The following is a 25686-nucleotide window of genomic DNA, read 5'->3' on the forward strand; positions in this document are numbered from 1 at the left end:
TCCCCACAAGGGGAAGGGTAAGACCGCTCAAATCAGCCCCAGCACTTGGCCAGACCGTCCTTGACGCTGATGGATTCAACACCATCGACTGGCTTGTCCGTGACCAAAGAAACGCCCGTATCGAAGAAGGTTTTGCCTTCGGTTGGCATTGGCTTTTCACCGGTATCAGCAAACTTCTTGATAGCCTCGATGCCGAGAGCCGCCATTGCAAGTGGATATTGCTGCGATGTCGCACCGATAATACCGGCTTCGACATTCTTCACGCCCGGGCAACCACCATCGATGGAAACCAGCAGAACGTCCTTTTCCTTGCCGACAGCCTTCAGGGCCTCATAGGCACCGGCAGCGGCAGGTTCATTGATCGTGTGGACAACATTGATATCCGGATCTTTCTGAAGAAGGCTTTCCATGGCCTTGCGGCCGCCCTCTTCATTGCCGTTGGTGATGTCGTGGCCAACGATGCGCGGATCCGTCTCGTCGCCGATCTTGTTGATGTCAGCAACATCAATACCAAAGCCCTTCATGAAGCCCTGATCGCGCAGAACGTCAACCGATGGTTGCGAAGGGGTAAGGTTCAGGAAAGCGATCTTTGCATCTTTTGCCTTGTCGCCAAGCGTACCAGCGGCCCACTTGCCGACCAGTTCGCCGGCCAGAAGATTATCTGTTGCAAATGTTGCATCGGCAGCATCGACAGGATCAAGCGGCGTATCGAGCGCGATCACCAACAGGCCGGCATCGCGCGCCTGCTTGACCGAAGAAACAATACCAGCCGTATCGGATGCCGTGATCAAAATACCCTTGGCGCCATCGGCGATGCAGGTCTCGATTGCTGCGACCTGGCTTTCGCTGTCGCCATCGATCTTGCCGGCATAGGACTTCAGCTCAACGCCAAGCTCCTTGGCCTTGGCCTGAGCACCTTCCTTCATCTTGACGAAAAAGGGATTGGTATCTGTCTTGGTGATCAGGCAAGCGCGGACATCCGCAGCCTGAGCAGGCGCGGCGAACGCGGCCAGAGCAACAGCTGCAGCCCCGAAAACCGTGGATTTCAAATAGAGATTCTTAGGCATGTGACTTCCTCCTATGGGCGCGGCAAGCGCATATTCATCCGCATTGAGCCCTATTCAATTCTCTCAAACATCTCGGACAGTTATCCTCCCGGCCAAGTGCTCGCACAAACAAATACCACTCGCCGCAACCTGTCAACATTAATAAATCACTGTGATTTAATATTGACAGATGGCAGGGCCCGATCCATTGTCGTTTTGAAATCGGGAGGAATTTCGTTGGTCATTCGGGTATCGGAGCGAGACGCCGCAGCGCGGCCATCGCATCATCACGGTACGAACCAGAGCGGCATGCGCGATCACAATGAGCGCGTGGTGCTTTCGCTGCTGCGTCAGCACGGGAGCCTTGCCAAGACTGCCATAGCAAGGATGAGCGGCCTTTCCGCCCAGACAAGTTCAATCATCATGCGCATGCTGGAAGCCGAAGAACTGCTGATCCGCGAAGAGCCTTTGCGCGGGCGGATCGGCCAGCCCATGATTCCCATGGCGCTCAATCCTGAAGGCGCATTCTTCTTTGGCTTCAAGATCGGCCGACGCAGCGCGGATCTCGTGCTGATTGATTTTCTCGGACGCATCCGTTCCATGCGCCATGCGCCTTATGATTATCTCGCCCCGGACCCGATATTCCGCATCGCCGCTGTCGGCATGAAGGAAATGCTGGCCGAACTGACGCCCAAACAGCGCGAAAAGGTTGCCGGTATAGGCATTGCCGCTCCGTTCGAGCTGTGGAAATGGGCCGATGCCATCGGCGCGCCGCAGGACGTTCTCGACCAGTGGCGCGACTGCGATATCCGTGCCCGCATTCAGGAGCTGTGCTCCTTCCCGGCCTACTTGCAAAATGACATGACCGCCGCCTGTGGCGCAGAGCTTGTCTTTGGCCAAACCAAAGACCTCAACGATTTCGTCTATTTCTACATCGGCTCATTCATTGGTGGCGGGATCGTCATCAATGGCAGTCTTTATCCGGGACGCAGCGGCAATGCAGGTGCGCTCGGCTCTATGCCGGTATTTGGAAATGACGGCAAGATATGCCAGCTCATCGACATGGCTTCAATCACTGGCCTTGAGCGGGTCGTCACCGCGCTTGGCCGCGATCCTTCCCCGCTCTGGGCATCGCCTGACGATTGGGGGCCGATGGGACCCGAACTTGACGCGTGGATCGACACGGCCGGCAAGGCGATTGCCCAAGCCGTCGTGGCATCGGCTTCGGTTGTCGATTTTGAGGCCGCAATCATCGATGGCTGGATGCCGCAGAATGTTCGCGTCCGTGTGGTGGAAGCTGTGCAACAACATATAAGCACGTTCCGGCTGGAGGGGCTGGCGCTTCCTTCCATTCTTGCAGGGACTGTTGGCATTCATGCCCGTTCCCTCGGCGCCGCCAGCCTGCCACTGGCTGATCGCTTTCTGCTGGGCCAGAAGATTTTCAGGAAAGAAATTTAGAAATGCTGATTGGAATTTCCCCCATGCTGGGGCCGGAACTGCTGGCCACCTTGCGCGCCATGGGACATGGCGACGAGATTGCGCTCGTTGATGGCAATTATCCGGCGCAGGAAGATGCACGGCGGCTGATCCGAGCCGACGGTTTGCCACTGATTCCGTTGCTCGATGCCATTTTGCAGGTGCTGCCTGTTGATGATTTCGTGCCGCAGGCATTGTTTCGCGCCTCGGTGATGGGTGATGCTGACCGCGCCGACCCCATTCATCACGAAATGCAGGCGGTCTGTTCAAAGCGGGCTCCCGGTTTTGAACTCGTTGCGCTAAATGGTGAGGCGCTTTATGCGCGTATCAAAAAGGCTCACACCATCGTTGCGACAAGTGAACCTCGACTTTACGCCAATATCATCATCCGCAAGGGTGTGATTTATCCCAAGAAGTCCTGACTCCAGAGAGATATTCGATGATTTTATGTTGTGGTGAAGCCCTGATCGACATGCTGCCGCGCGAGACCAGCGCCGGAGAAGCTGCTTTTGCTCCCTATGTTGGCGGCGCTGTTTTCAATACGGCAATTGCGCTCGGGCGGCTTGGTGTTCCCACCGAATTCTTTTCGGGCATTTCCTCGGATTTCTTTGGCCAGATGCTGCGTGACAGCCTGGCGCAAAACCATGTCGGCACGCGCTATGCGCATATTTCGCCGCAGCCAACGACACTGGCTTTCGTTCGCCTTGTTGATGGGCAGGCGAGCTATATTTTCTACGATGAAAACAGTGCGGGACGGTCCCTGACCACAGACCATTTGCCGGTTCTGGACGACAATGTCACCACAGTGCAGTTTGGCGCAATCAGCCTTATCCCCGAACCATGCGGCGCGACCTATGAAGCGCTGATGGCACGCGAACACGAAAAGCGTGTCATCGTGCTTGATCCAAACATCCGCCCCGGCTTCATTCCGGACAAGGAAAAGCATCTCGCCCGCATGCGCCGCATGATCGCGATGACCGATATCGTCAAGATTTCCGATGAGGATATGCGGTGGTTCGGCGAGGCGGGCACAATGGACGAGATTGCAAAACGCTGGATCGTTCCGGCTGGTCAACAGGGGCCGAAGCTTATTCTCGTTACCCACGGCGCCGATGGCGTTACCGGCTATACGCAGGATCAGGCCGTGCATGTCGATGCGCAGCGTGTCGAGGTCGTGGATACGGTCGGCGCTGGCGATACATTTACCGCCGGCGTATTGGCCTTCTTACAGGAAGGTGGACTTTTGACGAAAGCGGCCCTCCCCTCGCTGACGCAAGCGCAGATCAGCGCGGCATTGACACTCGGCGCCAAGGCAGCGGCAGTGACTGTTTCACGTGCAGGCGCAAACCCGCCATGGAGGAATGAACTGGGCTAAGGCACCTCAGGCTGAGGCCCTTATGCCTGTCTGCGCTCTGGCCGCAAACAGGGCAAAGGCACTAGCCAACAGGCTGAGCACGGCACCGCAAAGGGCGAGGAAAACAAATCCTTCCGCCGCATGGACCTTGCCCATCGTAATGGTTCCCGCAAACAGCGCAAGATAGGTCACTGCGCTGTTCAGGCCCATGATCGCCCCGCGCTGCGACGGTTCAAGCGCGGTCAGACGCATGATGAGCACATTCAACCCGAAATGGTTCGCAAGTCCCCAGATCGCCATGACCGCAAGCATGCCGATATAGCTTCCCGACAGCAATGCCATCAGGACAAAAACCAGTGCAACGACGAGAAAGAGCAAAGGCAGAAGAATATGGCGGCCACTATGGGCATCCATATGGCGGTCCAGAAACACCGCGCTGCCAAAACCGAGGCCGTAGAAAACCGCCGCCAGTCCATTGGCCCGAACCGGATATGCCAGATTGACATGCAAATGATTGCCCACATAGGCATAGACGCCGTAAAAAGCGGCCATGAAACAGGCGCAAGCAGCCAATAGCGGCAAGACTCCCTTGATCGCCAGGGCTGTGACCGGGCTGCCCGCCGCCGCCCCTGCGCGCTGTTCCTGTTTACGTCCGTTGAGGAACATGCCTAGACCCGCAGCCAGAGCTGCCGCTGCAATCATGAAATAAAACATACGCCAGCCAAAACTATCGGCAATCAACGTTGAAAGCGGTACGCCAGCCACCATGCTGATTGTCCAGCCGGTCAAAACGATGCCGATAGTCCGTCCTTCATGCCCGGGCAATGCGACGACTGCCGCCAGTGTGTAGATGGCAGGCAGGGCAACTCCCGCCGACAGGCCCACGAGAAACTGCGATGCAACAAGACCCATTGTGCCATTTGCCACGCCGCAACCGAAAAACCCAAAGGCCATAATCACCATGACATAGGCCAGTGTTCTGCGTGGGCCTACTCGATCAATTACCTGCCCCAAAGCAAGCGCGCCGAGCGCGGTGCCCAGGCCGAAAGCGGCAGAGGCCAGCATGACCTGCTGAATTTCCGTGCCGAAACTGGCGGCAATGGACGGGGCAATCGGTCCCAAAGCAAGTGAGTTTGACCCGATCAGCCCGATAGATCCAGTCAGCATCCACACGATCAGTGGAAATGCTGATATGGTTTCTTTATCATCTTGCTTTATGTTATTCTGCATAAACATAAAATACGCTAATGACATTCTGTATCAATAGGAGAGTAGAAAAGCATGAAAAAAACAGATGGCATTCCGCAGGGCAGCAACAGGACGCCTGCCACCGACCCTATGGACCGAAAGCTGTTAGGCCAATTGGTCGAGGATGCGACGCTGAGCTACACTGAACTTGGCAAGAGAGTTGGTCTTTCCGCGCCCGCAGCCCATGAAAGGGTCAAGCGTCTTCGCCAGCGCGGCGCAATCAAAACTGTCTCTACCCTGATCGATCCGGCCAGCGTGGACAAACCGCTTCTGGCCTTTGTCCATGTTGATACGGCTGGCTGGGGAAAGACCCCCGCGCTTCTGGCAATCCGCCAATATCCTGAAGTGGAAGAAATTCATTCTGTGGCGGGCGACGCCTGCATGCTGCTAAAAGTGCGCACCAATGGAACACAGGCCCTCGAACACCTGCTGGCACAGCTTTATGCAGCGCCCGGCGTCAAGGCGACACGAAGCTATGTTGTCCTGTCAACATATCTTGAGCGGCCCGTACAGGCAGAAACTACACAGGAATGGCCGACAATCGACTGGATGCCTTGAGTTGCGGGATTATGCCAGCGATTGCCTACATGTTTGATGCCATAGACTCCGCCTATCGACATAACTCTTTTTAGCTGGATACTCGCAAATCATCCTTGTAATTATGGAATTAGACTCCATAATTACAAGGATGATTAAGCGCCGTATCGAAGCTGACCTATTTGAACTTCTGGATACTTCCCCCGCTGTCGCCCTGATTGGGCCGCGCCAGGTGGGAAAAACTACACTCGCCCTCGACATAGCGGCGCAGCGACCATCCATTTATCTTGATCTGGAATCCGACGCTGACCGGGCAAAGCTGGCCGAGCCGGAGCTTTATCTTGGCGAACACGAGGACAAGCTGGTCATTCTCGATGAGGTTCACCGGCTTCCAAACCTGTTTCAAAACCTGCGGGGACTGATCGATCGGGGCAGGCGCAAGGGCCACAAAACCGGCCGTTTCCTGCTGCTTGGCTCTGCTTCCATCGACCTGTTGAAGCAGTCGGGCGAAACGCTTGCAGGGCGTATCGCCTATCTCGAAATGCAGCCAATCGACGGGCTGGAAGTGCCGCGGGAGGATATGAACCGGCTATGGGTACGTGGTGGCTTTCCTGACAGTTTTCTTGCCGCGAGCGATCGGGCGAGCCAACGCTGGCGGCAGGATTTTATTCGCACCTATCTTGAACGCGATATTCTTCTCCTTGGGCCGCGCATCCCCGCTGAAACCTTGCGGCGCTTCTGGACCATGCTCGCCCACCATCAGTCCAGCCTGCTGAACGCTGCAGATTTTGCCCGTGCGCTTGGCGTGGACGGCAAGACCGTTGCATCCTACCTTGATTTGCTGGTTGACCTGCTGCTGGTGCGCAGGCTGGAGCCTTGGCACGCCAATATGGGCAAGCGGCTGGTGAAATCACCGCGTATCTATGTGCGCGATAGTGGACTTACCCATACGCTGCTTGGCCTTGGCACGCTTGACGATATTCTTGGGCATCCGGTGGCCGGGGCAAGCTGGGAGAGCTTTGTGATCGAAACGCTGCTGGCCGCCGCACCGCACGGGACCCAAGCAAACTTTTACCGGACAGCCACAGGGGCTGAAATCGACCTCTTGCTTACACTTCCCGGGCAGAAAGTCTGGGCAATCGAGATCAAACGCAGTCTTAGCCCAAAACCGGAGCGAGGCTTCTATCAGGCATGTGAGGACCTCCAACCCGCACGGCGCATCGTGGTCTATCCCGGCAGCGAGACTTTTCCGCTGTGGGATGAAGTGACCGTGATGCCATTGGTGGCTGCGGGTGAAGCATTGCTCGCATTGAAGTGAGCATGAAAATTCATCGCGCCTTTCTCGCCCGACGATCCAACTCGATAGCTTCAGCTCTTGTCAGGCCTATATCGTCAAGCATCCGGTCGCTGAGGCGTGCCAGAGGCGCATCTTCAGGACCGACCACCCCACCGGAGGCAAAGCTCCTGCGTACTCTTTCGACAAAACGTTCAAGCAAACCAGCCTTGTCCGCATTCCTGAAAGAATAGCTGCGGCCTGTACGATAATTGCGATCAATTTCTAGTAGACCAGTCGTCTCTGCATAAGCCATAATAAATGCTCCTATGATTTGCGTGTCAGCAGACCATCCAGCGCCATTGTGCTGAACCGCTGCAGTGGTTTGATACTTGCGTCTGCCTTCATTCTGACCAGTGCGCCCTCATAGGCATCGATCAGAAAGGCGGCAGTCTCATCCGGATCAAGATGATCCGGCAATTCTCCGGCATCGCGCGCCTCGCGCAACACCGTCTTGAAATCTTCCTGCCAAGCGGCGAACGAGCGATGTATCTCGCGCTGGAGCACTTCGCTATGGGCCGCAATGGACTGGGCCAGATTGCCAAGAAGACAACCGCAGGTTGGATCTCCGCTGCTATAGATTGTCTCGTAATAGTCGAAATAATCACGCAGACGCTGGAGCGGCGATTTCGATTTGTCTTCCAGCAAAAGGCGCGTGCGCACCTTCTGATTGTTACCGCAATAGGTCGAGAGCACCGCAGAGGCAAACTCTTCCTTACTTGCGAAGAAATGATAAAACGAACCCTTTGGCACGCCCGCTGACTTGAGGATGGGGCCGATTCCAGCCCCCTCATAGCCATGGGACAAAAGCGCTTTCAGGCCTTCATCAATCAAAACTGCTCGTGTGTCGATCTTGCTCATAAAGATATAATAGACCAGTCGTCTAGTAATTGCAAGAGGCCTGATGAAATTCGACTGGAAGCAGGGTCAGGACTTCAACCCAGCCTGTTCCACATTTGAATGAGCCCCAGCAGATACACCAAGCCAAAACCCAGGCAAATAGCGGAACTGACGATGATAAACCGGCGGCTGTGTCCGGTGCCCGCTAGCATGAAAGGGCCAGCGATACCGCGCAGAAGATAGACAGCGGTAATCGCGCACAAGGCCGGACGCAGCAGTGGTAGGCGCTGGATTACCCCGGCGCCAGACAGCGCATAGGCTGACCAGATTGCCAGCACCGAGGCGATGCAAATGGTTATTATTGTCGGGTAAAGACGCCCCGCCTCGGCGGCACGGGAAAGCTTTTCCCCTGCTCCGAACAGCCGATACCAGGAGGGCCCGCCCGCAATGACGCCGAGATGCAGCAAGGAGGCGGCCAGGCTCAGCCCGGCACCAATCAGCAAAGGCAAGTTATATCCATCGTTCATTTAACCCTCCTTACCCAGATCCGCCGCTCTCGATAGCGAAGCCGCCCACACAACACAATGAACCAGATGAATGCCCGTAGCGATATTGCATTCGCCTAAATGCTTCCCCCAAGCCATTGACGCGAGATGACGACCAGGTTCGCTCGATGGCATTCGATGTCGAGGCATGACGTCGTTTCTCAATCTGGCGACCAATCCGATTGACGGTTACGAGCAAGCGGTTCTCCTTTTGATAAGTCCGGAGCAAGCCACTCTGGCGAAGTCATCGATACCAGTGGTTAACAACGCCGCTCTTCGCGCGGCTTCAGCACCAATCACCCCGGCGTGAGCTGTCACCTTGTTGGCTTAATGAATTGTCGATATTGATCATTGGCGTGAGCCAGCCCGTCGCCAATTACAAGAACCATCGTTTCCCGCCAGAGATTATAGCTCGCGCTGACTGGCTCTATTATCGCTTTCCGCTCAGTCTGCGCTACGTTGAGGAAATGCTGCTTGAACGCGGGATCGCAGTATCCTACGAGACTATCCGCCGATGGGGCAGAAAACATGGCCCGGAATATGTTCGGCGCATTCGCCGAAAACAAGCTTCCAGCGGTGATATCTGGCACCTCGATGAAGTTGCGGTGCGCATAAATGGCAAGCGATGCTGGTTGTGGCGGGCTGTCGATCAAGATGGTTGTGTTCTTGACGAGATCGTGCAGAACCGCCGCAACACCAAGGCTGCCAGACGTTTGCTGATGCGCCTGCTGAAGAAGCAGGTTATGTTGCCGAAGCGGATGATCACGGACAAGTTGGGCTCATACGGTGCGGCAAGGCGTCAGATCATTCCAGGCGTCGAGCATCGCTCGCACAAGGGCTTGAACAATCGAGCCGAGAACTCGCATCTGCCGTTTCGAAAACAGGAGAGAATGCGCCAGGGCTTTCGTTCAATCGGAGGTTTACAGCATTTCGTTTCGCTGTTCTCCGCCGTGGACTTGATGCTCTCGCTCAAGTCCTGCTCGACCCCAACGGGGTCATGAATCCCGGGAAGGTAATCTGAACTACTTGAGAAACTCTGCCCTGTGCGGGGTGAATGAGTCGATCAGGCGACCAGCCTCAAGTGCTTGGACTCCATGCACGAGGTTGCCTGGAACGATGAAGCTATCGCCTTGCTCAAGCGTTTTGGTGACGCCATCAATGGTGACTTCGAATCGGCCTTGTGCAACATAACTTGCCTGAATATGCGGATGTGAGTGCAGGCTGCCTACGGCGTTTTTCTCAAAAAGAACCTCCACCATCATCATCTCATCGAGATAGGCCATGATGCGGCGCCTCACGCCCGGCTCGGTATTTTCCCAGATACTGTCTTCAGCAGCCACAAAGATACCGCTTCCGATTGCCCGGCTCATTTCAGATCATCCATGATAACAGGGTCAACATCCGTATAATCAATATTGTCACCGGCCATAGCCCAGATGAACGCATAGTTTGACGTTCCTGATCCGGAGTGGATCGACCAGCCGGGCGAAAGCACTGCCTCTTCATTGCGCATGACAATGTGGCGGGTTTCGTCGGGCTCACCCATGAAATGGAAAACGCGGGCGGTTTCCGGAAGATCGAAATAGAGATAGGCTTCCATACGGCGGTCATGCACATGGCATGGCATAGTATTCCATACCGAGCCTTGCGCGAGTTGCGTCATGCCGACGACGAGCTGGCAGGTTTTCACACCATCTGCGTGGATGAACTGGAAAATCGAGCGTTCGTTCGATGTTGCATGAATGCCAAGATCGACACGCTTGGCATCGCCGATACGGATGTGCCGGGTTGGATAAGTCTGGTGGGCAGGAGCGCTGAGCAGATAGAATTTTGCTGGTTGCTGACCGTCCGCTGATTCAAACGATACTGCTTCGACGCCCATGCCGACATAGAGCATGTCACGCTCGGCAAGTTCATGGGATTGCCCTGCGGTAATCACTATGCCTTTGCCACCCACATTGACGATGATCAGTTCACGGCGATCGAGAAAGTTCTTCGTGCCGGTCGGCTTGATTGCTTCGAGCATGAGCCTTCCATCAACTGGCATCGCACCGCCTACGATCATGCGATCGTAATGCGTATAGGTGAGGTTGATTTTATCTGGTTCGAAAAGATTGCCTATATGGAAATTATGGCGCAACTCATCCGTTCCCATCGCGGAAGCTGCCACGGGATCGATGGCGTAACGTGAACTGTATTCGATATGATCTTGGGTCATGCTATCCTGAAACTATTCCTGATTAGATTGTGGTTCCTTGCGGGAACCGGCTTCATAAAATCCATGACGCGCCTGGATTCTTCCGAGATATCGTTGCTGGCTAGCAGACAAATGCGCACGCATTGCACCGCGCGCCGCCTCAGCGTCGCCTGCTGAAATTGCATTGAGGATGGCCAGATGTTCGCGCTGCAGCCCGCGCTGATAGTCCTCTGATTGCGCCACTTCCGTTGACCATGGTGAAGTAACGTCACAAGGAATGGCGCGGCGCCCGAGGACATCGAGCATTTCGACATAGAATGGATTGTTTGTTGCGCTCGCAATTGCGCGATGAAAGGCAAGGTCAGCTGGTCCGGTGGGTTGATTTTTCGACAGCAGCATGTCGAATTCAAAGAACGCTTCCTGAATTTCTGCTTCCTGGGCAGCATTGTGGCGAATGGCGGCCAGCCCCGCTGATTCAATTTCAATCGCAAGTCGCACTTCAAGCACATTCAGAGCGATGGAATTTTTGGTGCCCATCTCGGAAGTTAACGCACCAAATGCAGTCGAGAGCTGTTCAATGACAAAGACGCCCGCTCCCTGCCGTGGCTCGACCAGACCCGCGGCGGCAAGCTGCGCCAAGGCTTCACGAATGACTGTGCGGCTGACCCCGAAAGTCTCGGTAAGCTGTCCTTCCGTCGGCAGCTTTTGGCCGGGTTGGATCAGCCCCGCCTGTAGCTGTTCGCGGATAGCCACGACAACCGATTCGGAAAGCTTCGGCTTTCTTTCGACCTTCAGATCAGTCAGGATATCCATATAGATGCCACCTTCATTTGAAGACGCTCGGAAGCCAGAGCGAGATGGCGGGAATATAGGTGACAAGCCCCAGAACCACAATTCCGGCTCCGTAGAACGGCCATATGGAGCGCATGGCTTTCCACACCGTTATCTTGCCAACGGCACATGCAACGAATTGCACGGTTCCTACTGGCGGCGTGTTCAATCCGATGCCCAAGTTGAGGATCATAATGACGCCGAAATGAACGGGATCAACGCCATAATGCGTTGCAATTGGCAGGAAGATCGGCGTGCAAATGACGATCATCGGGCCCATATCCATGAATGTGCCCAGAAGCAGCATAAGGACATTAAGCAACAAAAGAACGATCAATGGATCCGTAGAGATTGCATTCATTCCGGCAATCAACGCCAAGGGCACCTTGAGATAGGCCATCAACCAGCTGAATGAGGCTGCAGTGCCTATGATCACAAGCACCATCGCTGTCGTGCGGACGGCGCCCATGGTGGCATGGACAAAATCATCCCATTTCATGGATTTGTAACCGAAAACCGTAACGAGCAATGCATAAATCACCGCTATGCAGGAGCTTTCGGTTGCCGTGAAAATACCCGAGCGTACACCGCCGAAAATAATAGCGATAAGCAGCAGACCCGGAACAGCTATTATTGCTAACTGACCGGCGCGGGCAAAACCTTGGAACTTCTCGACGGGATAGCCGCGTTTGCGTGCTACAAAGTAAGCGGCCACCATCAAGGAAGCGGCAAGCAGCAGTCCGGGTATAATACCGGCCGTAAACAGATCAGCGATGGAAATTTTACCCCCACCAGCGATGGAATAGATGATCATGTTCTGTGACGGAGGAAGAAGCAGTGCTATTAACGCTGCCATCGCAGTTACATTAACAGCATAGTCTGCGCCGTAACCCCTCGCCTTCATTTGCGGAATCATGAGCCCGCCAACCGCTGCAGCTTCTGCAACGGCGGAACCGGAAACGCCGCCAAACAGCGTCGCGGCGATAATGTTGACCTGTCCCAGGCCGCCCCTCAAATGCCCAACCAATGACCCGGCGAATGAAACGATCCTTTGCGCAATACCGCCGCGAACCATCAGATCACCCGCATAGATGAAAAACGGTATCGCCATAAGGGAAAACGCGCTCATTCCTGAATTCAGCCGCTGAAACACGACGAGAGGCGGTAGCCCGAGATAAACAACTGTCGCAAAGCTTGCAGCGCCAAGACAAAATGCTATCGGGGTTCCGATAAACATCAGAAGCGCAAAAACACCGAATAATATCCAGAGATCCATCCTATGCCTCCTGCACAGCGGGCATGTCCGGCACGTCTTCAAGGTTGATGTCCTTGTCGACGGCGACACCGGCAAAACGTAGAACAATTCTTTCCAGCGAAAACAGGCCGATCAGCAATCCACCGGCAACCAGGGGCAAGTAATCGAACCCGCCCGGCAGTCCGAGGGATGGAATTGTCGACTTCCAGGTAAGAGCGACGAGTTTGCCCCCATACCAGACCATTCCAAGCGAGAATGACAATACGACAACATCCGAAATTGTTCGCAATGCAACCTTGCTGCCCTTCGGCAGGACGTACAGAAGGACATCAAAACCCAGGTGAAATTTCTCGCGCACACCGATGGCCGCGCCCAAAAAGATAAACCAGCTCATCACCATAATAGCGCTTGTTTCTGTCCAACTGGGCGACGAATTGAGAACGAACCTTGAGAAGACCTGATAGACCACCAGCGCTGTCATGAGCACAAGCCCAAACGCTGACAAGTAAAGAGCGCAATCATTTACTTTCGCAAGCACCGCACTCCAGCGTAAAAGGCGCTCACGATTTTCAGAAGGTGCTTGCTTGCCTTCCCTTGCATTTATGTTCGCCATCAGTAAATCCCCACTCCGGCTAATCTTCTGCTGATGGCGTGGAGAGCTCTACGCTCTCCACGCCATCAGCTTATTCGGTCGCCTGAATGCGAGCCGCCACGTCTTTGAGTTCTGGCGTTGACAGATACTTTTCATGGACAGACTTCACTGCATCAATCAACGGCTGCTTATCGATCTCATTGATCTTTACACCTGCTGCCTCGACGATCTCTCGTGATTTCATTTCCTGCGCATCCCAAAGTTCACGCATCTTGATGACGCTGTCTTTTGCCGCCTGGCGGAAAATCGCCTGATCTTCCGGTGTAAGCTTGTCCCAACTGGACTTGGACATGACAAGGACTTCCGGCACAATCTGGTGCTGATCGATCGTGTAGTACTTGGCAACTTCATAGTGTTTCGCTGACTCAAAGCTCGGCCAATTGTTTTCCGCTCCATCGATAACGCCCGTTTCCAGCGCGGAATACACCTCGCCATAGGCCATCGGCGTGGCATTGGCGCCAAGTGCGTTGACCATATCCACAAAGACATCTGACTGGATAACTCGAAACTTCATTCCCTTCAGATCACCGAGGGAGGTGATAGGCTTTTTTGTGTTGTAGAACGAGCGGGCGCCGGAGTCGTAAAACGCCAGACCAACAAGATTGTGCGCCTCAAATGCCTTAAGTATTTCTTCGCCAACAGGTCCGTCCATTGTACGGCGCATATGATCAGTCGAGCGGAAAATATAAGGAAGAGATGGCACCTGTGTCACCGGAACAATGCCATTGAAAGGCCCCATCGACACACGGTTGAAGTCGATCACTCCAGCCTGCGTCTGCTCGATTGTATCCTTTTCCTCGCCCAACTGAGCTGAGTGATAGACCTCCACTGCGTAACGTCCGGCGGTCCGTTCTTTGATAAGCTCACCCAAATACTTGACCGCTTCAACGGTTGGATAGCCATCTGGATGGGTGTCAGCTGAACGCAACTGCGTCTGCGCACCTGCCGAACCGATAAGCAACGATCCAACTGCAAAAGCTAGAGTCGTCAATCTGGAAATATACATACTCCGTCCTCCCCTTTTATTCGCGGGCACATGCCAGCCAAGCGCATTCCAGCTTGAGAAACGTCGCTGAGCCGGTCTCCTCCCGAAGATTTCCTGCACATGCACCCGTTTCTAGGCACTCCCGCAGCAAACATCGATATGGATGTTAGAAAATAATGTCAATATACAAATTTTTGTTTGTTATATGATGAATTTTACAAGGTGAAGGCTGGGTACAAATCGTCGTAGTCTGGGTGTTGATTTCCGCTCGGAACTGACCCGGTATTGGAGTGAACCCTTGGAGCTGGACCACGGGGACACGGAAAAACTGATACGTTGTTTGGGCCTTAAACGGAGAAGGCTCATGAAATCAGGCGGTCCATACCGTCGGCACTCGACACCATCCAAGTTGCAGCTCTGCCAAGATATTCGAAATGGCGTTATAGGTCGGCGAGATGCCCAGCGTACGGCGTTGGTCCGTAGATAACTTGTGAACGGTCTCGCGATAGATGGAGGAGCAGTTCCCATCTCAATCGTGGTCTCATGCCGAACAAACACAATGCCGCTCACCGTCATCACATCGCGAAGATGAAATTCCGGGTGACGAACGGCGGAATACGAAGCAGGCTTGCGTGGTCGTGGGAGCCTGACGTTATGGATCACGCCAGAAGCATTGCAAAATGGCGTGCGCCCCGGCGCACAACTCCAGGTGGGCAGCCCCGCTATTCCGATCTCGCGATCGAGACAACGCTGATGCGGGGCTGCACCTTTGGAATGCTGCGTCTGCGCCAGACCGAAGGGCTGATGAATTCTGTGATCGACCTGATGGGACTGGATTGCCTGTTCCCGATCACACAACCCTCAGCCGCCGGGCACAGAAGCAACCGACCAGAATACGATCCTGCTTGCCGGATGGTCCGCTGCATGTGCTGGCAGACAGCACGGGATTGAAAGTGTATGGCGCCGGGCAGTGGTTACAGGAGAAGCATGGCGCGAAGTCGCGCCGCAACTGGCGCAAACTGCACTTGGCGGTGGATGCTGACAGTGGCCGGATCGTTGCCCATACGCTCACGGATCAGGACATTGACGATCCCTCGCAGGTGGCACCCTGCTCGATCAGATCGATGGTGAGATTGGTCAGTTCACCGCAGATGGGGCCTATGATGGCGTGCCGACATATCGGACTGTCCTGCGCCATAGCGATGCCGCGCAGGTTGTCATCCCACCACGCTCAACGGCGGTACAAAGCGGCGATACGGGACCACCCGGCCAGCGGGACAGCCACATCACTATGATCGCAGAACGGGGACGGCTGCACTGGCTAGGGCAAACGCGCCCGGATCGAGACCACCATGGGGCGCTACAGGCACTGATCGGACCGCGTCTGCGTGCACGGTGTTTTAAGGCTTAGCAGACTGAAGTCGCCATCGGTTGCGCCGTTCTCAACCGCATGCTGGCAACCGGACGCCCGGATTCCGTCCGCCGCAAAAAAAGACAACCATAACAGACGGCATCAAAGATCGAATTGCGCCTCCTTCCTTATCCGCGCACCAACGCCGTCGCCATTATCATTGGCGTGACCGGCTGCCTCAGGTCCAGTGGTCACGCCGTAAGCTTATGTTACCTGAACCACGGTTAGGTGGTTACTTGGCAAAGAGGCTTTCTATGTTGGCGAACGCCTTCATCTCGACGGCATTGCCGCTCGGGTCTTTGAAAAACATAGTGGCTTGCTCACCCGGTTCACCCTTAAAACGGATATAGGGCTTGATGACGAACTCGATGCCGGCTTTGGTGAGCTTTTCCGCAGCGGCGTTCCAGTCGTCCATCGGCAAGACGACACCGAAGTGACGGACGGGCACACCATGACCGTCGACGGCGTTCGTGGCGGCTTCCCCCGTTTCACTAGGCGCGAGATGGGCAACGACCTGATGGCCATAAAAATTGAAGTCGATCCAATCAGGCGAGCTGCGGCCTTCAGAACATCCGAGAAGCTCACCATAGAACGCGCGGGCTGCCGCGAGATCGTTGACGGGGAAAGCCAGATGGAAGGGGTAAAGAGGTGCAGTGGTCATTCGTCGTTCTCCATTGGTTGTCTGCGACGAACCACATGTAAGCCATGTAGAAAATTATGAAAAACTGTATAATATGAGGCTGAGCAACAGGAATAATTATGAATCATGATTCCGGAACTGAAAACTCTCGTCGCAGTCTCTAGGTTCGGCACCTTTTCGGCGGCAGGTGACCGAATAGGGCTTACCCAAGCGGCAGTGAGCGGTCAGATTAAGCGTCTGGAGGAGCAGGTGGGTATCGCCTTGTTCACACGCACCGGGCGATCCGCCGTCATCAACGCCGAAGGTTTGCGGGTACTTGAACAAGCCAAGGCAATTATCTCCATGTTCGACGAACTTGCTAATCCCGGCGAACACGAGATGGCGGGCCACCTTAGGATAGGCGCCATCGCCTCGGTTCAGTCGACTCTGCTTGCCCGCGCTCTTGTTGCGTTTCGGGCTCGCTTCCCCAGGCACCGTCTTCATATCGAACCAGGTATATCGCTTAATCTGTTCGACCAGGTCGACGCCGGCGAGCTTGATCTTGCTGTTGTTATCAAACCTTCCCATGGCGTGCCGAAGGAGCTGCTGTGGACGCCACTGGTTGAGGAACCCTACGTCTTGGCTGTACCCCTTGAGCTCGATACCAAGGACTGGACTTCAATCCTTCAGCAGGAACCGTTCATCCGCTACGAACGAACGTCTTTTGGCGGACGGCAGGTGGACCGATTCTTGAAGTCGCAGTCTTTCTCCGTTCAGGAGTCGATAGAGGTCGACGACTTGCAGGCAATGCTCACGCTTGTCGAGAAGGGGCTGGGAGTTGCGATTCTGCCTGTTACTGAATCCAATATGCCGCTACCGTCAGGCGTGCGCACGATCCCCATAGGAGAACACAGATTGACCCGCGGGATCGGCATGCTGAGCAAAATAAGGCCCGACATTGCCGTCAAGGCGCTCGCTGACTGCCTGATCGAAGCGCGTGGGTAAACGAAGCCTCCGAAACAGACGTGACAATCTAGCTTGATGATGATTCAGACCACGCAAACCCGGGGCAGGCATCGACACGGTCAAGTCAGATGATAAGGCCGGTCAGGATTTCGCAGCGCACTTGACAAGCCTCGACAAAGCTTGATCGATCAGCTCGAAAAGGCAAGATCTGCCCCAATTTTTTCCGATTCAAGGATAATCCTGACGAATATTTCCAGAGGGCAAAGCGTGGATATCGTTTTATTTGAAAGCCTGATCTTAAAGGATGTCGATGTTCTCACCAACAAATGATGTCCTGCACCATTCGGGATCTGCCGAGTGCACCACCCCATCGCGATTGGATGCCCGGCGAAAATACCATCTTGTCGTTCGCAAACAATATTACAGACCAACTCGCCTGGAATGTGTATCTGAAGTCAGGTGAAGAGGGAGGTGAGACAATTTTTTATAATGAAAGCAATGTGGACGCCATTTCGACCACAACACAAAGCACGCGCAACGCTCCTCTACAAGGCGACCTCTTGCTCTTCAGATCCACGAATGTCCATGAGGTTTTGCCGGCCCGGGGAAATCGCTTGACCCTCTCGGGATTTTTTGGCCCGTCTGGCTCAAAAGAACTGCGCTTGGGCGACCCGCTTTTGGAAGCAAGCGGGTTTTCATGAGCTGGAATTGAAACACACGCAATCGAGTCGGACTACATGGTTAGGCCTGAAGTTTTTTTCCAAATGCATTCAGCCCCAACGGATAATCTCGATGGCCGAGCCGCTGCCGTACGCCCTTCGACAAGCTCAGAATGAGGGAGGGTGTGGGTTGCAGAGTTTGGGTGACGGCGATGTATCATTTTTCCCGCACAATCCCACCTACCTCATGGTGAGCGTCCTGAGCATGTCGGTGGGCGAACCACGCACAACGCCACTATCAGGCGAGCATGCGCACCTTTGGTTCGCGCGCCCAATAGCGCCTGGATGCTTTTGCAACGAAGTTATCGCTTAGCAACGTAACACCATCATCCGGTTCGACCCCTGCCTTGTCCAACAAAGGTTTTGCTTCTTCATTATAGCCGATCGCCTTGAGATGGCCGAAAGCATCCATCGCCCACTGCACAGCAGCCCCTTCCTTGAGGAGAGCCTGCGTTGCAGCTGCCGAGAGGAGAATTGCCACAGCATCGAAAAGTTGTGAAGGCGAACCTGCCAGTTGGCCATCGGCCTTGCACAGTTTGCCGTCCGATAGCTTTGCCCCGCCCACTTTCGGAGCAACGATAAAGCTTTGGCCTCCCGCATCGGCAATGTCTTTTTGCAGGGATTTCAGCGCGGCTGCATCGCTGACGTCGGCGATGAGAATACCGACCTTACGGCCTTCCAAAGTCGCTTTCATATTGGCATGGATGCTCAAGGCCGCAGATGGCTCCATGTCAAACGGCACGCGGGCCGCCTCTCTCTTGGCAGGCAATTCAATACCCAGACCATCGGCCACGCGCTTGGCGAGTTCTTCATCGACATTACGCAAATTGGCCACCATGCGCGGCGGCACCTGCTCTAACTCCACTTTCGACAGTTCGAACACGAATGACGACGCGATATGTGCCTTTTCGGCCGGTTGCTGTGAACGCCAGAACAAGCGCGCCTGACTGTAGTGGTCGGCAAAAAGCTCGGCACGGACGCGCAGCTTGTCGCCTTGTTCATCACGGTCTGGTCTGCCTTCGAAAGTCTTGAAGCCGGTAACGGGACATTCTCTCGGCCCACCCTCTTCGCCATGGGCAGCAAGACTGTTAGGTTCATAATTGGCACGGCCCTTTGGCACATTCATCTGCATATGGCCGTCGCGTTGAAAGTTCATCACCGGGCATTTGGCGGCGTTGATCGGCAGTTGATGAAAATTGGCCGTGCCGAGCCGGGACTTTTGTGTATCGAGATAGCTGAACAGCCGACCCTGTAGCAGGGGATCATTGCTGAAATCGACGCCTGGAACAATATTTGCAGGGCAATAGGCCGCCTGTTCTGTTTCCGCAAAGAAGTTGTCCGGGTTTCTGTCGAGGACCATACGGCCGACGATCCGGACCGGGATGACCTCTTCGGGGATGATCTTTGTAGCATCCAGAACATCATAGGGCTGGGCATCGGCAAATTCCTGATCGAATAGCTGCAGTCCCAGTTCCCACTCCGGGAAATTTCCAGTGTGGATTGCTTCCCAAAGATCGCGCCGGAGATAATCATTGTCCGCTGCCTGAAGCTTGAGCGCTTCATCCCAGACGGTCGATTGAAGCCCAAGCTTCGGCTTCCAGTGAAATTTGACGAAGGTGGATTTGCCCGCGTCGTTGACAAGCCGGAATGTGTGAACGCCAAAGCCCTCAATCATACGAAAGGAACGCGGAATGGTGCGGTCAGACATGGCCCACATGAGCATATGGGTGCTTTCGGTCATGAGCGAAGCCCAATCCCAGAATGTATCATGAGCGGTGGCCGCCTGCGGAAAGGCGCGGTCTGCCTCCATCTTCACCGCATGAACGAGATCCGGAAACTTGATGGCATCCTGAATGAAGAACACGGGTATATTGTTGCCGACAAGATCCCAATTGCCTTCCTTTGTATAGAACTTGACAGCAAAGCCGCGCACATCACGCGGCGTATCAACGGAACCGGCACCGCCCGCCACGGTGGAAAAGCGTGTGAACACCGGCGTTCTTTCGCCGGGCCGCTGAAATATGTCTGCCTTGGTGATATCGGAAAGCGATTCATACAGCTCGAAATAACCATGCGCGGCAGAACCGCGTGCATGAACAATACGCTCGGGTATGCGCTCATGATCAAAATGGAAGATCTTTTCGCGCAGAACAAAATCTTCCAGCAGTGTCGGGCCGCGATCGCCGCTCCGCAGACTGTTCTGATTATCAACGACCCGAATACCCTGATTTGTGGTCAGGGTATCCTCCGGATTCATCGCTCCGCTTTGCGGGACTTTTTGATGCAGTTCGCCGCCCTTGCCATAACTGACATCGAAACTTTCATTCTTCGCCATTGGGAAATCCTCGCTCCAGATCGCCAGACACCCTCAAGCGCGCAAAAGCGATCTATCTTTTGACTTCGCATCGGATTCACTTTTCGGTCCGGTGCTTCGGGTTTCCCAACCCAACATGCGAACTACCCGTTTGGTTCCAGATGAGAAGACAAATGAGCGACCAAAATATCCGCCTAACTGAACGGATTTTCCACTCTCGGCCAGATTTCCCGCGAGAGCTTGCGATAGTCGGTCTTTTTCGGGTTTGAAGGATAGGGCGCGCCCGCATCAATATAGATGATCTCGGAAGCAACCGGCACAAATCCCGCATGGAAATGATTGGTGGATTTGACCAGCAATATATCTTTTGACAACGGATCAATGCCAAGATTGGAAAAGATGTCAGGCTCGAAAGTCTGTGTCCGGTTTGTGTTGAGGATCACCTCAATATCCGTGCCTTCAAGACGGATCAGCGCTGCCGGTCCAAGCGTAACCCGGCTCTTACCAAAGCTTTGCCAGCCTTCCTCGACGGCTCTTACCACTTCAACGCGCGCATCAATGGGCGCACCGCCATCGGGCCCAGCTTTGCCGCCAAACCGCAACTGGATGAACGCGCCCTCGCCTGCCGCGAGGCAAAAGGTAACAGCTATCGGGTCCCATATGGTTGCCACGGCCACATTGCCGATGCCGCGCTCGATTATACGATGCAGGATCAGCGTGCCATCGCCCGCGACGCCGCCTCCAGGATTGTCCCAGACATCGGCAACAACGACAGGCTTGCCTGGCCGCGTGGCGACAAGCGCCATGGTTGCATCAAGTCCGGCCTCCGTATCGAGCATCGGCATGGCCGTGGTTCCGCGCAGGGCGAAAAGCTCCATGCCGAGCTTTTCCGCCAGTTCAGCCCCCTTGGCCGGATCATTGTCTGTGACCACCATCAGCTGCGTTCCCAGCTCTGGCACATCGCCTGCCATAAAGCCATGGATGAGCGAGACCGAAAGAATGCCATCCTTGCCGTGGAGGGCTTTCATGCGATCCACATAGGAGCGCATCGGGTCGCGGCTTGTGGGATAGACGCCGATCATGCGGCAATCGAAAGTTGAAATAACAGGCTTGATCTCGCCGCGCAATGTGCGCAGGGCAAGGTCAACCACATGTTCGCCGCGCTCGTAGAAATCCGTATGGGGAAATTCGAGAAACGCCGCGAGTATATCCGAATTGGCCACGCGCTTTTTCGTCAGATGACTATGCGGATCAAGCTCGGAAGCAATGAGTACATCCGGCCCGACGAGATAGCGGATGCGCTCCAAGAGATCACCCTCGCAATCATCATAGCCCTGCGCAACCATGGCACCATGCAGGCCAAGAATAACGCCATCGACCGGCATTGCCGCCTTGAGTTGCCCCAGAATTTCGTCACGCAAATCTTCATAGGCCTTGCGCTGCAACAAGCCGCCAGGCTCTGCCCAGGTTGCCGTTCCTTCGATCAGCTCGAAACCTTCTTCACGCGCACGGCGGCGCAGGACCACCATGGGCGCGGAGCATAATGTCGGCGTGTCGGGGTGTTCGCCGGGGCCGGCATAAAACGCCATCTCAAAGCTGGCGCGATCTGTCGGCACGGGCGAGGACGTGTTGGTTTCGGTAGCGAAGGACGCGGTGAAAATGCGCATTTTATGCTTTCGGTTGGGTGGTTAGGGCAGTTCAATACGGGTTATCTGGGGGAGAGATAAAGACGGCAGCGCTAAAGCGGCTTATAAGCCACCGCTTCAATCTCGATCTTGATATCGATCATCAGCCGCGATTCAATTGTTGTGCGGGCGGGCGGGTTTTGCTGGAAATAGGTGGCATAGGTCTTGTTGAAGGCAGCGAACTCGCGTGCATCTTCCAAAATGACGAATGTCTTGACCACATCGGAAAGCTCGGCACCGGCAAGAGCAAGCGCCGATTTGATATTTTCCATGACCTGCCGCGTCTGGGCTTCAATGCCGCCGATGATGACAGTCCCATCCGCGCCGACCGGCACCTGACCGGAAATATAGATGAAATCCCCTGCCCGCACAGCGGGCGATAATGGCACATGCGACTGGCCGAAATGCTGTTTTGTCATGGTCTGTTTCCTTTCTATCGCATTTCCGGACGGAAAACCGCTTCACACTTTTCCTGGAATTGCTCATTTCACTGCGCCGATGGAAAGCCCGCGCACCAGATAGCGTTGCAACCAGGCGAAAAGTATGGCGACCGGCACCGAAGCCACGAAGGCAGCGGCCATAACATAGTGCCAATCGACCGTATAGCGCCCCGCAACGAGCGAGAAAACGCGGATCGGCAAAGTATAGCTGCCTTCCGTGCGCAGCATAGTCAGGGCGATAACGAATTCATTCCACGCATTAATGAAGGTGAAAATCGCCGTAACCACCATGGCCGGAACAGCCAGCGGCAGAAACACGGTGAAGAGCGTGCGCGTGCGGCTTGCGCCTTCCATCCATGCCGCCTCTTCCAGATCGCGCGGGATGGTGGAGAAATAGCTTTGCAGCATCCAGACGCTGAAGGCGATGTTGAAGGCCGTGTAAATGAGGATGAGCACATTGAGGTTGTCGATCATACCCGCCCCGGCAACGAGGCGGAAAAGCCCGATGACCAGAACAATGGGCGAGAGCATTTGCGAGATGAGCAGGAACTGGCGGAACACATTGCGTCCGGCAAATTGATAGCGGCTGAGCGCATAGGCAGCGGGAATGGAAACGAGGATCGTCAGGGCCGTGGACATGCCGGAGACGTAGAGCGAATTGGCCAGAGCCGGCGCTATGCCGGAGGTGCGCCACATTTCAGGAAAGTTCTGCCAGTGCAACTCATCCGGCCACCATGTCGGGTTGAGCACCTCGGTAGCGGATTTCAGCGAGCTTATGGCCATGACCGCATAGGGAAACAGGATCACCACGACAATTGGCGAAAGAAACAGCCAGAACAGGATTGAGCGCTTGAGTTTCTTGCTCATTGCTTTTCCTCCCGCATGGCGAGGCGCACATAGATGATGGTGAAGACAATGAGGATCGCGAACATGATCAGCGATACGGCGGCGGCTTCGCCGAGCCTACCCATGCGGAAAGCAGTTTTATAAAGATAGGTTACAAGAATATCGGTGGAATTGGCCGGGCCGCCCTGTGTCGTCGCCCAGATGATGGGGAAGGAATTGAACACATAGATCGTGTTCAGCACGAAGGCGATATTGATGAAGGGCTTGAGCAGGGGCAGCGTGATCAGGCGGAACTGGTCCCAGCGCCCTGCGCCTTCTGTTGCGGCGGCTTCATAGAGATCTTCCGGCACCGAGGACAGGCCGCCAAGGAAGATCGTGACCGTAAAAGGCACAGAGACCAGAATGCCGATGAGTATTTGCATGGGAAAGGCGGTTGAGGCTTCTGCCAGCCACTGAATATTGGTGTCGATAATGCCAAGACCGCGCAGCGCCGAATTGAGCATACCGCTTTCGCCATTCAGCGCCCAGCGCCAGACAATCGCCGTCATGGTCAGCGAGATGGCCCAAGGCAGCATGATCAGAATGCGCGCAATGCCGCGGCCGTAAAAATCCTCATTGAGAATGAGCGCGATAGGAACGGAAACAATCAACGTCCCGATAACAACGGCGGCAGTCCAGAACAGAGTGCGCCACGTCGCAGCGATGAAGTCCGCATTGGCGAAAAGACTGCGATAATGTTCAAACCCGATGAAATCCTTCAACATGCCAAAGCGGTTCACATCATGCAGCGATAGCGAGATGATCTCCTTTAGCGGCCAAAGGATGATGGCAGCCGCCAGAAGAAAGCTCGGCAAGATGAGGAAATAGGGGACTGAAGCCCGTTGCATCGATGGAATTACCTTTGGTAGCACAAATATTGAAGCTTCGAGTGAACATGCCGATTATCTCTCCCCTTGTGGGGGAGATAACTGAGCGCAGTTGCCACAAACTACTTCAAAGTTTCATTGATCCTGGCGGCGGCTTCTTTCAGTGTTGGCTCGATCTCGCCCTGCCCCAGATAAATCTTCTGGATGGCGTTGGAGGTTGTCTGGGCAATGTCTTCCCAGCCCGGAATGACCGGTGCAAAACGCGCATCCGGAAGAAGGCTTGTGAACACTTTCAGATCGGCATTATCGGCAAAGTACGGATCTTTGGCTTCTTCGGCATTGACGGGAAGAAAGCCCTCGAGCTTGTCGAATTTTGTGCGCTGTTCCGTCGTGAAGAGGAAGTCGAGGAATTTCCAAGCCGCTTCCTTGTTCTTTGAATTTTCGAACAGGACGATGGAGTCTGTCACGCCATACGTGCCCTTGCCGCCATCAGGACCAGCCGGAATAGGTGCCACGCCATAGTTGAGATTTGGCGCTTCCGTCTTGATCTGGCCGGAAAGGAATGGCGCGGTGATGACGGTTGCAACCTTGCCCTGCTTGAACAGGTTCTGCACATCTTCGCGGCTGTAGGAGGTCACACCCGGTTGGGTCAGGCCGCCATCGATAAAGCTCTTGTAGAGCGTGGCCGTATCAATGGCCGCTTTTGAATCAAGACCGGATTTTCCATCTTTGACGATCTCGCCGCCATTGGCCCAAAGACCATAATAGAAATAGACATCCGTCTCGATCTCCTTGCCCTGCAAGCCGAAACCATAGGTCTCGGTGCCGAGCGCCTTGATCTTCTCGGCACTGGTCTTGAAATCCGCCCACGTCGCTGGCGGCGTCTCAATGCCAGCCTTGGCGAAGATGTCCTTGTTGTAATACATGGCGCGGGCTGAGGCAGCGATGGGCAGGCCGTAGACCTTGCCGTCCATGATTGATGGGGTCAGGAATGTATCGATAAAGCGTGCCTTGAAATCCGGCGTGATGTTCCCGTCAAGCGGCGCGATAATGCCTTCCTTGACATAATCGAGCAGCCAGCGTGTGCCGATGATGGAAAGGTCGGCATTGGCACCGGCGGAAATATCTGTCGTCAGCTTCTGCTGCAGGTTGTCCCACGGGACAACTTCAATCTGGATCTTTGTGTCGGGGTTCGCCGTTTCGAAGGCTCTGGCCGCCTCTTCGAAATATGGCCCGGTGCCCTTGCTGTATTCCGCAATGGTAACGCGAACGGTATCGGCCAATGCGCCACTTGAAAAAGCGAGAAGGCTAAGGCCCGCGAGCAGACCCAGTTTACGGCTGATGGTCATGATGTTCCCCTTGTTTAGACGCCGTTGTTTCCCACCGGCGTAATTTTAAAACCTTCAGCATCATTCTATGTAAATTAATTTCATGCAAGTCGAAAAATGAAGGGTTAAGCCAGTTTTATGTTGCTTTTTTTCATACACCGTTCTTAATGAAAATACGGGAACATTGCAAAAC

25 protein-coding genes and 2 pseudogenes are annotated in these 25686 nt (G+C 54.8%); 9 read left to right on the forward strand and 18 right to left on the reverse strand.

The window, feature by feature from the left end; genetic code table 11:
* Positions 1-32: 32 nt before the first annotated feature.
* Positions 33-1049 carry a substrate-binding domain-containing protein gene (locus tag ACYJL1_RS19975; protein WP_460899174.1) on the reverse strand — a complete coding sequence of 339 codons (1017 nt, stop codon included), beginning with the start codon at positions 1047-1049 and terminating at the stop codon, positions 33-35.
* Between the two features lie 306 nt (positions 1050-1355).
* On the opposite strand from ACYJL1_RS19975, the gene ACYJL1_RS19980 reads away from it, so the two are divergent.
* From ACYJL1_RS19980 to ACYJL1_RS19990, 3 genes are read left to right on the forward strand one after another with little or no spacing between them, the layout of a single operon-like run.
* Positions 1356-2504, forward strand: coding sequence for an ROK family protein (locus ACYJL1_RS19980; protein ID WP_460899175.1), 1149 nt, complete (start codon positions 1356-1358; stop codon positions 2502-2504).
* 2 nt (positions 2505-2506) lie between these two features.
* Positions 2507-2944, forward strand: coding sequence for an RbsD/FucU family protein (locus ACYJL1_RS19985; RefSeq protein WP_460898709.1), 438 nt, complete (start codon positions 2507-2509; stop codon positions 2942-2944).
* Between the two features lie 17 nt (positions 2945-2961).
* Positions 2962-3897 (forward strand): carbohydrate kinase family protein, encoded by a 936-nt coding sequence (locus ACYJL1_RS19990; protein WP_460898711.1) that lies wholly within the window; start codon positions 2962-2964, stop codon positions 3895-3897.
* Between the two features lie 6 nt (positions 3898-3903).
* On the opposite strand, the gene ACYJL1_RS19995 is transcribed toward ACYJL1_RS19990, so the two are convergent.
* Entirely contained in the window at positions 3904-5106 is a 1203-nt protein-coding gene (locus ACYJL1_RS19995; protein WP_460898713.1) for an MFS transporter, read from the reverse strand.
* Between the two features lie 51 nt (positions 5107-5157).
* Here ACYJL1_RS19995 and ACYJL1_RS20000 point away from each other — a divergent pair, with 51 nt between their 5' ends.
* Positions 5158-5682: an Lrp/AsnC family transcriptional regulator gene (locus ACYJL1_RS20000; protein ID WP_460898715.1), complete on the forward strand. Its 525-nt coding sequence runs from the start codon at positions 5158-5160 to the stop codon at positions 5680-5682.
* A 130-nt stretch (positions 5683-5812) separates the two neighbouring features.
* Positions 5813-6979: an ATP-binding protein gene (locus ACYJL1_RS20005; RefSeq protein WP_460898716.1), complete on the forward strand. Its 1167-nt coding sequence runs from the start codon at positions 5813-5815 to the stop codon at positions 6977-6979.
* 10 nt (positions 6980-6989) lie between these two features.
* Here the strand turns inward: ACYJL1_RS20005 and ACYJL1_RS20010 are convergent, their stop codons facing one another.
* From ACYJL1_RS20010 to ACYJL1_RS20020, 3 genes are all read right to left on the reverse strand, one after another.
* Positions 6990-7250: a DUF1127 domain-containing protein gene (locus ACYJL1_RS20010; RefSeq protein WP_460898718.1), complete on the reverse strand. Its 261-nt coding sequence runs from the start codon at positions 7248-7250 to the stop codon at positions 6990-6992.
* An 11-nt stretch (positions 7251-7261) separates the two neighbouring features.
* Positions 7262-7855, reverse strand: coding sequence for a TetR/AcrR family transcriptional regulator (locus ACYJL1_RS20015; RefSeq protein ID WP_460898720.1), 594 nt, complete (start codon positions 7853-7855; stop codon positions 7262-7264).
* 74 nt (positions 7856-7929) lie between these two features.
* Positions 7930-8361, reverse strand: a complete 432-nt coding sequence (locus ACYJL1_RS20020; RefSeq protein WP_460898722.1) for a hypothetical protein — start codon at positions 8359-8361, stop codon at positions 7930-7932.
* 353 nt (positions 8362-8714) lie between these two features.
* Here ACYJL1_RS20020 and ACYJL1_RS20025 point away from each other — a divergent pair.
* Positions 8715-9332, forward strand: a pseudogene (locus ACYJL1_RS20025) (IS6 family transposase); the annotation flags it as partial.
* A 69-nt stretch (positions 9333-9401) separates the two neighbouring features.
* On the opposite strand, the gene ACYJL1_RS20030 reads toward ACYJL1_RS20025, so the two are convergent.
* The 6 genes from ACYJL1_RS20030 to ACYJL1_RS20055 form a co-directional block, all read right to left on the reverse strand.
* A complete protein-coding gene (locus ACYJL1_RS20030) occupies positions 9402-9749 on the reverse strand; it encodes a cupin domain-containing protein (protein WP_460898724.1) in 348 nt (115 codons plus the stop codon).
* On the reverse strand, positions 9746-10597 hold the full coding sequence (gene kduI / locus ACYJL1_RS20035) for a 5-dehydro-4-deoxy-D-glucuronate isomerase (RefSeq protein ID WP_460898726.1): 852 nt from the start codon (positions 10595-10597) through the stop codon (positions 9746-9748). The genes ACYJL1_RS20030 and kduI overlap by 4 nt, the downstream gene beginning before the upstream one ends.
* Positions 10598-10609: 12 nt before the next feature.
* A complete protein-coding gene (locus ACYJL1_RS20040; protein WP_460898728.1) occupies positions 10610-11389 on the reverse strand; it encodes a FadR/GntR family transcriptional regulator in 780 nt (259 codons plus the stop codon).
* A gap of 13 nt (positions 11390-11402) precedes the next feature.
* A complete protein-coding gene (locus ACYJL1_RS20045) occupies positions 11403-12683 on the reverse strand; it encodes a TRAP transporter large permease (RefSeq protein ID WP_460898730.1) in 1281 nt (426 codons plus the stop codon).
* Between the two features lies 1 nt (position 12684).
* Positions 12685-13275, reverse strand: coding sequence for a TRAP transporter small permease (locus ACYJL1_RS20050; RefSeq protein WP_460898732.1), 591 nt, complete (start codon positions 13273-13275; stop codon positions 12685-12687).
* A gap of 70 nt (positions 13276-13345) precedes the next feature.
* The gene (locus ACYJL1_RS20055; protein ID WP_460898734.1) at positions 13346-14320 is read right to left on the reverse strand and encodes a TRAP transporter substrate-binding protein; all 975 of its coding nucleotides are present in this window, start codon (positions 14318-14320) and stop codon (positions 13346-13348) included.
* 522 nt (positions 14321-14842) lie between these two features.
* Between ACYJL1_RS20055 and ACYJL1_RS20060 the strand changes: the two are divergent.
* Positions 14843-15803, forward strand: a pseudogene (locus ACYJL1_RS20060) (IS5 family transposase).
* Between the two features lie 139 nt (positions 15804-15942).
* Here ACYJL1_RS20060 and ACYJL1_RS20065 read toward each other — a convergent pair.
* The gene (locus ACYJL1_RS20065; RefSeq protein ID WP_460898736.1) at positions 15943-16371 is read right to left on the reverse strand and encodes a VOC family protein; all 429 of its coding nucleotides are present in this window, start codon (positions 16369-16371) and stop codon (positions 15943-15945) included.
* A gap of 105 nt (positions 16372-16476) precedes the next feature.
* On the opposite strand from ACYJL1_RS20065, the gene ACYJL1_RS20070 reads away from it, so the two are divergent.
* Both ACYJL1_RS20070 and ACYJL1_RS20075 read left to right on the forward strand, forming a co-directional pair.
* Entirely contained in the window at positions 16477-17334 is an 858-nt protein-coding gene (locus ACYJL1_RS20070; protein ID WP_460898739.1) for a LysR family transcriptional regulator, read from the forward strand.
* Positions 17335-17624: 290 nt separating this feature from the next.
* Positions 17625-17996, forward strand: a complete 372-nt coding sequence (locus ACYJL1_RS20075) for a 2OG-Fe(II) oxygenase (RefSeq protein ID WP_460899176.1) — start codon at positions 17625-17627, stop codon at positions 17994-17996.
* Between the two features lie 256 nt (positions 17997-18252).
* Here ACYJL1_RS20075 and ACYJL1_RS20080 read toward each other — a convergent pair whose 3' ends face one another.
* The 6 genes from ACYJL1_RS20080 to ACYJL1_RS20105 form a co-directional block, all read right to left on the reverse strand.
* Entirely contained in the window at positions 18253-20349 is a 2097-nt protein-coding gene (locus ACYJL1_RS20080) for a catalase (protein WP_460898741.1), read from the reverse strand.
* A 173-nt stretch (positions 20350-20522) separates the two neighbouring features.
* Positions 20523-21995 (reverse strand): M81 family metallopeptidase, encoded by a 1473-nt coding sequence (locus ACYJL1_RS20085; RefSeq protein WP_460898744.1) that lies wholly within the window; start codon positions 21993-21995, stop codon positions 20523-20525.
* A 71-nt stretch (positions 21996-22066) separates the two neighbouring features.
* Positions 22067-22432, reverse strand: a complete 366-nt coding sequence (locus ACYJL1_RS20090) for a RidA family protein (protein WP_460898746.1) — start codon at positions 22430-22432, stop codon at positions 22067-22069.
* A 63-nt stretch (positions 22433-22495) separates the two neighbouring features.
* Positions 22496-23320: a carbohydrate ABC transporter permease gene (locus ACYJL1_RS20095; protein WP_460898748.1), complete on the reverse strand. Its 825-nt coding sequence runs from the start codon at positions 23318-23320 to the stop codon at positions 22496-22498.
* A complete protein-coding gene (locus ACYJL1_RS20100) occupies positions 23317-24186 on the reverse strand; it encodes a carbohydrate ABC transporter permease (protein ID WP_460898751.1) in 870 nt (289 codons plus the stop codon). The genes ACYJL1_RS20095 and ACYJL1_RS20100 overlap by 4 nt, the downstream gene beginning before the upstream one ends.
* A gap of 101 nt (positions 24187-24287) precedes the next feature.
* On the reverse strand, positions 24288-25514 hold the full coding sequence (locus ACYJL1_RS20105; protein ID WP_460898753.1) for an ABC transporter substrate-binding protein: 1227 nt from the start codon (positions 25512-25514) through the stop codon (positions 24288-24290).
* Between the last annotated feature and the right edge of the window lie 172 nt (positions 25515-25686).

It is taken from the genome of Phyllobacterium sp. K27, assembly GCF_054796155.1.

What these genes read in the sequence shown, in the direction of transcription:
- ACYJL1_RS19985 (WP_460898709.1), top strand. Translation starts at nt 2,507, where the DNA reads ATGCTGATTGGAATTTCCCCCATGCTGGGGCCGGAACTGCTGGCCACC.
- ACYJL1_RS20105 (WP_460898753.1), bottom strand. Translation starts at nt 25,514, where the DNA reads ATGACCATCAGCCGTAAACTGGGTCTGCTCGCGGGCCTTAGCCTTCTC.
- ACYJL1_RS20055 (WP_460898734.1), bottom strand. Translation starts at nt 14,320, where the DNA reads ATGTATATTTCCAGATTGACGACTCTAGCTTTTGCAGTTGGATCGTTG.
- ACYJL1_RS20040 (WP_460898728.1), bottom strand. Translation starts at nt 11,389, where the DNA reads ATGGATATCCTGACTGATCTGAAGGTCGAAAGAAAGCCGAAGCTTTCC.
- ACYJL1_RS20065 (WP_460898736.1), bottom strand. Translation starts at nt 16,371, where the DNA reads ATGACCACTGCACCTCTTTACCCCTTCCATCTGGCTTTCCCCGTCAAC.
- ACYJL1_RS20070 (WP_460898739.1), top strand. Translation starts at nt 16,477, where the DNA reads ATGATTCCGGAACTGAAAACTCTCGTCGCAGTCTCTAGGTTCGGCACC.
- ACYJL1_RS20015 (WP_460898720.1), bottom strand. Translation starts at nt 7,855, where the DNA reads ATGAGCAAGATCGACACACGAGCAGTTTTGATTGATGAAGGCCTGAAA.
- ACYJL1_RS20000 (WP_460898715.1), top strand. Translation starts at nt 5,158, where the DNA reads ATGAAAAAAACAGATGGCATTCCGCAGGGCAGCAACAGGACGCCTGCC.
- ACYJL1_RS20045 (WP_460898730.1), bottom strand. Translation starts at nt 12,683, where the DNA reads ATGGATCTCTGGATATTATTCGGTGTTTTTGCGCTTCTGATGTTTATC.
- ACYJL1_RS20085 (WP_460898744.1), bottom strand. Translation starts at nt 21,995, where the DNA reads ATGCGCATTTTCACCGCGTCCTTCGCTACCGAAACCAACACGTCCTCG.
- ACYJL1_RS20090 (WP_460898746.1), bottom strand. Translation starts at nt 22,432, where the DNA reads ATGACAAAACAGCATTTCGGCCAGTCGCATGTGCCATTATCGCCCGCT.
- ACYJL1_RS20075 (WP_460899176.1), top strand. Translation starts at nt 17,625, where the DNA reads ATGTCCTGCACCATTCGGGATCTGCCGAGTGCACCACCCCATCGCGAT.
- ACYJL1_RS20080 (WP_460898741.1), bottom strand. Translation starts at nt 20,349, where the DNA reads ATGGCGAAGAATGAAAGTTTCGATGTCAGTTATGGCAAGGGCGGCGAA.
- ACYJL1_RS20010 (WP_460898718.1), bottom strand. Translation starts at nt 7,250, where the DNA reads ATGGCTTATGCAGAGACGACTGGTCTACTAGAAATTGATCGCAATTAT.
- ACYJL1_RS19995 (WP_460898713.1), bottom strand. Translation starts at nt 5,106, where the DNA reads ATGCAGAATAACATAAAGCAAGATGATAAAGAAACCATATCAGCATTT.
- ACYJL1_RS20050 (WP_460898732.1), bottom strand. Translation starts at nt 13,275, where the DNA reads ATGGCGAACATAAATGCAAGGGAAGGCAAGCAAGCACCTTCTGAAAAT.
- ACYJL1_RS20100 (WP_460898751.1), bottom strand. Translation starts at nt 24,186, where the DNA reads ATGCAACGGGCTTCAGTCCCCTATTTCCTCATCTTGCCGAGCTTTCTT.
- ACYJL1_RS20095 (WP_460898748.1), bottom strand. Translation starts at nt 23,320, where the DNA reads ATGAGCAAGAAACTCAAGCGCTCAATCCTGTTCTGGCTGTTTCTTTCG.
- ACYJL1_RS19990 (WP_460898711.1), top strand. Translation starts at nt 2,962, where the DNA reads ATGATTTTATGTTGTGGTGAAGCCCTGATCGACATGCTGCCGCGCGAG.
- kduI (WP_460898726.1), bottom strand. Translation starts at nt 10,597, where the DNA reads ATGACCCAAGATCATATCGAATACAGTTCACGTTACGCCATCGATCCC.
- ACYJL1_RS20020 (WP_460898722.1), bottom strand. Translation starts at nt 8,361, where the DNA reads ATGAACGATGGATATAACTTGCCTTTGCTGATTGGTGCCGGGCTGAGC.
- ACYJL1_RS20030 (WP_460898724.1), bottom strand. Translation starts at nt 9,749, where the DNA reads ATGAGCCGGGCAATCGGAAGCGGTATCTTTGTGGCTGCTGAAGACAGT.
- ACYJL1_RS19980 (WP_460899175.1), top strand. Translation starts at nt 1,356, where the DNA reads ATGCGCGATCACAATGAGCGCGTGGTGCTTTCGCTGCTGCGTCAGCAC.
- ACYJL1_RS20005 (WP_460898716.1), top strand. Translation starts at nt 5,813, where the DNA reads ATGATTAAGCGCCGTATCGAAGCTGACCTATTTGAACTTCTGGATACT.